This is a genomic window from Pseudomonas antarctica, assembly GCF_900624995.1.
Taxonomy (GTDB): domain Bacteria; phylum Pseudomonadota; class Gammaproteobacteria; order Pseudomonadales; family Pseudomonadaceae; genus Aquipseudomonas; species Aquipseudomonas antarctica.
The window spans coordinates 366,543-374,021 of sequence record NZ_UYXQ01000001.1 but is presented as its reverse complement, the minus strand read 5'-3'; the positions used below and the strand labels follow the sequence as shown (position 1 = coordinate 374,021).

Sequence of the window (7,479 nt, the reverse complement as noted above, 5' to 3'; positions counted from 1 at the left end):
GACCCGAGGGCACTTCCCAACGGACGATGCTGCAACAAAATTAATCTGGTTGGGATTGCGAAATATCACTGCTAACTGGGGCAAACCGGCACATGACTGGAAGAGTGCGATGAACCAATTTGCGATTCTGTACGGAGATCGATTTATCAGGCCTACCTGGTAAAACTAAGGCCTGCCTGTCGGCAGGCCGTTACCGGCCCGCACACAAAAAATCTGACACTCTCCTCATCGCGGCATACGCCGCATTCAACAGAACAGAAGCTGACTGCGCACCCGCCACGAGTTTTTTATAAGAGGGCGACCCTACCCACCTTGAATGAGCAAGTTCTTCCGCAGCGGTTCGTACCGCCGCAACCCCCATGCCACCTACCACTAACGCGCCAAACGCATCCGCGCTCCCCACGATGCTCGTCAAATACGCCACTGACGCAGCGAGCGAGCCCAACAACATGCCCTGCCCAGCGCCTCTGAGCACATCAAATCCAAAACCTGGAAACCGACCACCACCTGCCGAACTCCAGTCCGTGGGCAGGGATGTAATCATCCCTTGACGATCAACCCTGTTCATAGGGTTGTTATGAACCATCACGTATTGATTCAGTCCGTCAATTGCCCCTGCAGGGTCCGGGCTGATCCAACGCTGCAGCCAGGGGGCATAGAAACGCAACCCGTAGTAATACAACCCAGTAGCATCGCGTTCCTTGCCACAGTAGCGTTGAGTTTTGTAGCTGGCCTCGACGGCATTTCTCGCCGCCCAACAGGCAGTGCTGCCGAACGGGTAGTAACTTTCCTGACTGATCAATTGGGCTTTTTCATCCAGCTCCAGGGTGCTGCTGCCCAAGTGGTCCGACAGGTTGCATCGAACGGCATTGTTCTCAAGGCCGGACGGGAGACCTTTTTCCCATTGAAGTATCCGCACGCTGTAGCGACCGACTTCAATATTCACGACATTGAGCCATTCACCACTGGCACTGTCGCGTCGTACCTCCAGCCCAGGCAAATAGAGCACCTGCGCACGATGAGTGAGCCCCCGCGCCCGGGTTAAGCAATTTTTCATCACCCGCTGGCCGCCAGCATCGTAGCCATAAAGCTCTTCATCATTGGCCGCATCGTCACGCACCACCAGGGCAACATTGACCAACCGGTTAGACACATTCCAGCTCAGGGTCTGCCCACGCGCGAGTTGTTGCTGGTTGCCATTGAGATCAAAACCCTTGCCCAACCCGGGGGGCTCGACGAGTGGGTGTGTACTCGACAGACTCTGGTTTCCCAGACTCGCCACTTTCATCGTGCGCGTGTAACCGCTGCCGCTGCTGGGCACATGCTGGAGCTTTTCCAAGTTGCCATCCGCATCATAGGTATAGGTCTGGGTGTAGTTGCGCCATTGGCTATCATCTACGGTGCCGAATGTCGCCCGCATCGGCAGTCCCGCACCTGCGGGATTGTGCGCATTCTCCCGCCCGCTGGCCCGGACCAGTTGATATAAGGTGTCATATTCATAGCGGCTGACAGCCGCGACCTGGGCGTTGCTCGACCACTGGATGGGTTGGGCTGCATCGACGATCTGGAGGATATGGCCGACGGGGTCGTAGGTGTATGTCAGATCTTGCAGCCGTTCTTTCTTCGCCCCGCTGCGATAGGTCGATAGTCGCTCCAGTCGCTGACTGCCTGCGCCATAGCGCCACTCGCTAACCACGCCGTTGCCAGCACGTTGCGCTGTCATCTGACCACTGGCGTTGTAGTCGGCCCCCTCCGCGATGACTTGACGCGCACTGCCTGCCAGGGTAATGCCGACCTCCAATAGCTCACCGGTGCTTCCATAACAACTGTCCTTCACATTGTTTTTTGCATCTACCTGCTGAAGCTCTTCCCCTAGTGCACTGAAGTCCCAAGACGTCACGAAGTCTTCATCTTGCAATAAGGCTTCTCGTTGCGCAGGCTGCAATGGCCAGTTCACCGTCGCCGTCTCCCGAAGAAAACGCCGTCCCTGCTTCAAGACATGACCCAACAGGTCATACTGCTCAAAGTGCGTCCTGACACAATGACCGTCATGCAACACCCGCCGGCCACAACGATTACTCACCGCCTCAGCGGTTGAACCACCTGCATATTCCAACCTCTGCACACAACGTTGCGATGACTCATCTGCCGCTTGCTCAAACACCGCCAAGGGCCGCAGCAAGGCGTCGTAGTCACACTTAAGCTGAGCGCCGCGACCATCCCACCTGTGCACCCATTGACCTGCGGCACCCAGTAACGTCAAGCGCCAGCCCTCGTCCGTGCTATCACTGTAGATCGGCTGACCACTCAGGCTGTAGACCGTCACGCGACAGGCTTTCTTCACCCCTGACGAGTCACTTGCCAACAACTGACGTGGCCCGTACTGCTCCAGGACGAAACCTGAAGAGCTGAACGCTTGACGGCTGATACGCGCCTCAAGCGCGATTTTGGCCGTCGATCGATGATAAGCAACCGCACGCACAGCCAGCCCGCGAGGATCGATCGCTGTTAACGTTGGGGTGTTTTGATGCAGGGGTAGAGGCATAAGGAAAACCTGAGACTGTAGAGATTGGGAAATCCTACTGACCACGTCTCAGAGCAGTGCGATACGTAGATATTACTTGTGTCTGGTGGCGTCAAATATCATCTGCGCCTCCATGCCTTGGTGCTCGTTCATTAACTGCCTCAAACGGGTCCTGCGCTCTTGCAACGCCAAACCTCCCAACGCTTGCACCGCCCGATAAAACCCAACCCAATCTCCGCCTTCCTGCCGAAACAACGCCGCAAACGCCGGCACCCATTGGTCATACAATCCGAACGGCAATAACCGCGCATTGTTCATCGGCTGGTTGATCCATGCGTCATAACGCTTGTCGCCGCTCCACTGAGTGTCGCGCATTTGCCGGTATCGACTGCGCAGGTGCTCGAACTCTGCTGCCTTGGCCTTACGCATCGCATCGGCCGCCAAGGGCTGCGCGTAGAGCGCCTCCAGGCGCTCACGGGTATCGAGGATCAGTTGGATAAACTGGTCGCGCTGCTTCACCGTTACATTGCTCAAAGGCGCCAGGCCACGGGAGGCACGCCATTGCCGAGTGCCTTCCTGCTCGACGAAGGTGGCAAATGACTCATTGAACTCGGTGTCGCCCTTCACATAAAAGCGCTGATGCGCCAGTTCATGGAAAATCAGCGTAGCCACGCGCTCATCACCCCAGTTCATCATCGAACTCATGATCGGGTCATTGAACCAGCCCAGGGTTGAATAGGCCTCGACGCCACCGATCGACACGTCCATGCCCTGTTGCCGCAACAGCGCCGCCTCGCCGCGCGCAGCACCTTGGTTGTAGTAGCCGCGATAGGCAACGCAACCGGCGATGGGAAAGCAGTGGTTTTCTGGAGACAGAGAGAATTCCTGCGTAGCAAAGACATTCCAGACCACATAGGGTCGACCGATATCGGCGTATAGCCGGTAACTTTGATTGTCAGGCAGACGCAGGTGTTGACTGGCAAAAGTACGCGCCTTTTGCGATTGAGCGAGCTGCTCACGCAGTAATTGAGGGCGAGAGGGGTCGGCAATGATCTCGGCAACGGGCTCCCGGGCCCGCAACAGGTGCCATTGGCCGCCCGCCAACTGGCTGTAATAACTGACGCTGGAGCAGCCGCTGAGTAGCACAACCATTGACCCTGTAAGAAAACGCCCGATCATGCTCCAACTGCTCCCGCGTGATTTATTCGCCAGACTATCGCGCTTGAATGGGATTTTTCCATGATACGGGATGCTTATACTCAAACCTCTCCTCGCGTTGAGTACCTGCCATGCGTCAGTTTATGTTGCCCGTCGCCGCCCTGTTCCTCAGCGCTTGCGCCTCGCCCCCCATCCCGCCCGTCGACCCGCAGCAAGCCTGGGTCGATTTCACCACGCCGACACCGGGGGCCAAACTGGTCATGGCGCAACGTCTGGATGGGAAAAACCTCAACGACGGGCGCTTCTTCCAAGTTCCGCCGGGCCGTCACGAGCTGATGGTGCGCTTTGATTTCGAAGTGCCGACCGGGGGCAGCTTGGGCGGGTTGTCACAGACCCAGGACCGAACCTGCTTCATGACCTTGCAGTACGACAATTTCCAAGCCGGCCAGCGCTATGTGCTGGAAGGGCGCTCGCTGGCCTTCACGCCCAACATCCGGCTCTACAACGCCGCGCGGCAGTTGCTGGCAGAGGAACGCAGCGTGAACTGCATCTGATCAGTCATTGTTCTTCTGGTAGACGATGGCTTTAGTACCGTTCTCACAGCTGCCGACGACCATGGCGCTGTCGTGTTTATCGGCTTCTTCCTTGCTGACGACTTCCAAAGTGTAGGACGGCACGGCGTTAGCCTGGATCTTGACCTCGATCTCTTTCCTGAGCTCTTCACAATCTTTTGGCGCGGCCACGGCCGACGTGGCCAAAACACCGCAGATGATTGCCAAGGCGAAACGTTTCATGTGTGTAGCTCCCTGAATGCGCTGCGCACGGGTGTGCGCCTAGGCTGCATAGCCTATAGGACCACATCGGGGAAACACGAGTTCTGATTTAACGCAGAACTAAATGTGGGAGCGTGCTTGTGTGGCTGGCTTGCCTGCGATGGCAGCGCCTCGGTACAACTGCAAAACCGAGGTGTACCTATCGCGGGCAAGCCCGGCTCCCACACAAACCCGCTCCCACAGCGATTTACGGTGTTACGCAGTCCGCATTAGCTGACGAGCGTGGCATCCAGGCTGATTTTGGCATTCAGCACCTTGGACACCGGGCAGCCTTCCTTAGCCTTTTTGCTCAGCTCGTCGAACTGCGCTTGGCTCGCGCCTGGGATCTTGGCTTTCAAAACCAGATGCACGGCCGTAATCGCAAAGCCACCGTCGACCTGGTCCAGCGTCACTTCGGCCTGGGTGTCGATGCTGTCAGCCTTGAGGCCAGCGTCACCGAGAATCATGGAAAACGCCATGGAGAAGCAGCCGGCGTGGGCCGCACCAATCAACTCCTCAGGGTTTGTGCCTTTGCCGCCCTCGAAACGGGCCTTGAAGCCGTAGGGCGCTTCGCGCAACACGCCGGTTTCCGTGGAAATGGAACCCAGGCCAGTCTTCAGATCACCTTCCCAATGCGCGGATGCCTTTTTAACGATACTCATAGCTTTCTCCTCGAACGGTGGTTTTGCTTCAGTAAGGGTTCTGAGGTTAGACGGCCCGGCAAAGTTCATCTTGTCGGAGAAACCTAGCGATATAGTAGGAAATATCCCTAGCCGCTATTGAATCTCGGGTATATGCCCTCATTGCATAGAGCATGCACATGAAGCGGCAGGTTTTGGTTCGTCTATAAGCCTGCGCACCTATTGGAGAAGCAGGCTTATGAAATCGCTGTCCGACGTGAAGTTCTCGACCCTGGACCTGGTGCCCGTGCGCGCCAATGGCAGCCCGGCGCAGTCGCTGCGCAATTCGCTGGACCTGGCCCAGCACGTGGAAAAGTTTGGCTACAACCGTTTCTGGGTGGCCGAACACCACAATATGGATGGCATCGCCAGCTCAGCCACTTCGGTATTACTGGGCTATCTGGCCGGTGGCACCTCGACCATTCGCGTCGGCTCAGGCGGCGTGATGCTGCCCAACCACGCACCGCTGGTGATCGCCGAGCAGTTCGGCACTCTGGAAAGCTTGTACCCCGGCCGCATCGACCTGGGCCTGGGCCGCGCGCCCGGTTCCGACCAGATGACCGCCCGCGCCCTGCGCCGTGAGCGCTCGGGCAGCGCCGATGATTTCCCCGAAGATGTGGCCGAGTTGATGGCGTACCTGGGCCCACGCACGCCCGACCAACGGGTGATCGCCGTACCGGGCACCGGCACCAACGTGCCAGTGTGGCTCCTGGGTTCCAGCTTGTTCAGCGCCCAGCTTGCGGGAGAGAGGGGTTTGCCCTACGCGTTCGCCTCGCATTTCGCACCGCGTTTGATGCATGAGGCGATTCGCGTGTACCGCAATCACTTCAAGCCTTCGGCGGTACTGGACAAACCTTACGTGATGCTCGGCATCCCGCTGGTAGCCGCCGACACCGACGAGCAGGCCGAGTACCTGGCTACGTCGGTGTACCAGCGCATCCTCGCGCTGATGCGCGGGCAAAGCCTGGTGCAGCGCCCACCGGTGAAAACCATGGACGGCATGTGGCTGCCCCATGAAAAAGACGCGGTCGGCAGCTTCCTCGGCCTGGCGATGGTCGGCAGCCCGGCGAAGATCCGCGCCAAACTGGACGTGCTGATCGAGCAGACCGGCGCCGATGAGCTGATCTTTACCTGCGACCTCTACGAGCATGCCGACCGGATTCATTCCTACGAGCTGTTGGCCCAGTTGATGAAGGGCTGATAACCCAAAGGCGAAAAAAAACCGACGCACTCGCGTCGGTTTTTTATGTCTGGAACACAGGGTTAACCGCGCTTGTAGACGATTTCCTTGGTGCCGCCTTCGCAGCTGCCGACGACTGTGTGGTCGCTGGGTGCCGCGCCTTTTTCTACCACTTCCAGCGAATAACCCGAGGCACCATTGGCGTCGATTTTCGCCGCGATTTCGCTTTTAAGCTCATCACAAGGCTTGCCGGCCGCCAGGGCTGTGCCCGCAATGCTCAACAAACCTACCGCTAACAGGAACTTCTTCATCCGATACTTTCCTTGCGCTGATCCAAAAGAGCGTGCCGACGCATTGCATCGGCACTCCAAGGGTGTAGCGCAGGTTATGGCAATCGGCCAGTCAGCAAGTTCAACCGACGCGATCAACTACTGGCAATTCGGAATCCCACTTTGAGCGTGACCTGGAAATGCGCGGCCTTGCCGTCCTTGATGTGACCACGGGTTTCGGTCACTTCAAACCACTCCAAATGTTTGATGCTCTTGTTCGCCTCGGCAATGGCGTTGTTGATAGCGTCTTCGATGCTGGTCGTCGACGAACCCACCAGTTCGACTTTCTTGTACGTGTGATGATCAGACATAGCGTTTTCTCCTGAGGTCTCTAGTGAGCGTAGCAGTCAATGTTCGTACTGCTTCTGGCGGCCGTTCCTACGCGAAAGTTCATATTTACTGCACTTTCTGAATTGGCCGCAGTCGGTATCTACACATGCCACTCAATCACTTCAGGAGAGTCCACATGGCCAACACTTCTTTACGTAAAGCGTCGCTGGAAAGCATGGAAGCCGAGATTTCGAGCCTGCTCAAGTCCCTTGAGAGCCTCAAGGATGATGCGTCCGATGAGTCGCGCAAAACGCTCAAGGCCCTGAAAAGCAATGCCGAGAATGCGCTCAAGCATTCCCGCCATCTGATCAGCGATGCCTACGAAGAAAGCAAAGTCAAAATCCGCGAAACCGGTGTTGCAACCCGGGACTACGCACAAGAGCACCCATGGACTACCGCCGGCGTCGCCGTTGGTGCACTGGGCCTGTTGGCGGCTTACCTGCTGTGCAAACGCGGTGACTGATTG

Annotated in this window: 9 protein-coding genes and 1 pseudogene; 4 read left to right on the top strand and 6 right to left on the bottom strand. The window is 57.5% G+C overall.

What is annotated here, in order from left to right; translation table 11 throughout:
* Window positions 1-163: pseudogene (locus E0F99_RS01740) on the top strand (IS256 family transposase); the annotation flags it as partial.
* A 27-nt stretch (window positions 164-190) separates the two neighbouring features.
* On the opposite strand, the gene E0F99_RS01735 reads toward E0F99_RS01740, so the two are convergent.
* Both E0F99_RS01735 and E0F99_RS01730 read right to left on the bottom strand, forming a co-directional pair.
* A complete protein-coding gene (locus E0F99_RS01735) occupies window positions 191-2,545 on the bottom strand; it encodes an RHS repeat domain-containing protein (protein WP_083355952.1) in 2,355 nt (784 codons plus the stop codon).
* A 72-nt stretch (window positions 2,546-2,617) separates the two neighbouring features.
* A complete protein-coding gene (locus tag E0F99_RS01730) occupies window positions 2,618-3,703 on the bottom strand; it encodes an aminopeptidase (RefSeq protein WP_083355953.1) in 1,086 nt (361 codons plus the stop codon).
* Window positions 3,704-3,813: 110 nt separating this feature from the next.
* Between E0F99_RS01730 and E0F99_RS01725 the strand changes: the two genes are divergently transcribed.
* The gene (locus E0F99_RS01725) at window positions 3,814-4,236 is read left to right on the top strand and encodes a PA0061/PA0062 family lipoprotein (protein WP_083355954.1); all 423 of its coding nucleotides are present in this window, start codon (window positions 3,814-3,816) and stop codon (window positions 4,234-4,236) included.
* Here E0F99_RS01725 and E0F99_RS01720 read toward each other — a convergent pair whose 3' ends face one another.
* Together E0F99_RS01720 and E0F99_RS01715 are read right to left on the bottom strand one after the other, a co-directional pair.
* The gene (locus E0F99_RS01720; protein ID WP_064450020.1) at window positions 4,237-4,476 is read right to left on the bottom strand and encodes a DUF1161 domain-containing protein; all 240 of its coding nucleotides are present in this window, start codon (window positions 4,474-4,476) and stop codon (window positions 4,237-4,239) included.
* Between the two features lie 248 nt (window positions 4,477-4,724).
* Window positions 4,725-5,156 carry an OsmC family protein gene (locus E0F99_RS01715; RefSeq protein WP_027608131.1) on the bottom strand — a complete coding sequence of 144 codons (432 nt, stop codon included), beginning with the start codon at window positions 5,154-5,156 and terminating at the stop codon, window positions 4,725-4,727.
* A gap of 217 nt (window positions 5,157-5,373) precedes the next feature.
* Between E0F99_RS01715 and E0F99_RS01710 the strand changes: the two genes are divergently transcribed.
* Entirely contained in the window at window positions 5,374-6,375 is a 1,002-nt protein-coding gene (locus E0F99_RS01710; protein WP_083355955.1) for an LLM class flavin-dependent oxidoreductase, read from the top strand.
* Window positions 6,376-6,437: 62 nt separating this feature from the next.
* Here the strand turns inward: E0F99_RS01710 and E0F99_RS01705 are convergent, their stop codons facing one another.
* The gene (locus tag E0F99_RS01705) at window positions 6,438-6,665 is read right to left on the bottom strand and encodes a DUF1161 domain-containing protein (protein WP_083355956.1); all 228 of its coding nucleotides are present in this window, start codon (window positions 6,663-6,665) and stop codon (window positions 6,438-6,440) included.
* Between the two features lie 113 nt (window positions 6,666-6,778).
* Complete coding sequence (locus E0F99_RS01700) at window positions 6,779-6,994, bottom strand: dodecin (protein WP_078739963.1); 216 nt, start codon at window positions 6,992-6,994, stop codon at window positions 6,779-6,781.
* A gap of 155 nt (window positions 6,995-7,149) precedes the next feature.
* Here E0F99_RS01700 and E0F99_RS01695 point away from each other — a divergent pair, with 155 nt between their 5' ends.
* Window positions 7,150-7,476, top strand: coding sequence for an ElaB/YgaM/YqjD family protein (locus E0F99_RS01695; protein ID WP_003170746.1), 327 nt, complete (start codon window positions 7,150-7,152; stop codon window positions 7,474-7,476).
* Window positions 7,477-7,479: the final 3 nt, after the last annotated feature.